This is a genomic window from Rhizobium sp. PRIMUS64 (assembly GCF_023006465.1).
GTDB lineage: Bacteria > Pseudomonadota > Alphaproteobacteria > Rhizobiales > Rhizobiaceae > Rhizobium > Rhizobium leguminosarum.
Genome location: NZ_JALBGX010000399.1, coordinates 1 through 223, shown reverse-complemented (window position 1 = coordinate 223; position 223 = coordinate 1). Strand labels below are relative to the sequence as shown.

At 63.2% G+C, this 223-nt stretch carries 1 protein-coding gene; it reads right to left on the bottom strand.

Annotation, left to right across the window (positions count from 1 at the left end; genetic code table 11):
- Nucleotides 1-223, bottom strand: a 223-nt coding sequence (locus MOV76_RS39735; protein WP_247266655.1) for a hypothetical protein, incomplete at both ends; no start/stop codon positions are given.

Sequence of the window (223 nt, the reverse complement as noted above, 5' to 3'; positions counted from 1 at the left end):
ACAGCCCGCTGGCGCCGTTCCGAGATGATCTGTTCGCTGCTTTCCATGCGCACCGTCCGCTGCAGGACCTTCAACCTGTCCTGCATCGCCTCGAAGGCGCTGCGCTGCGCTTGTGGCACACGGTTGATGAGATCCTTTTCGCCGCGAATGATGGCATTGCGACCAAAGCGCTCGTCGAGTGCCCGGCTGACGGCGGCGAACTCCCGGCGAATGCTGGGATCGA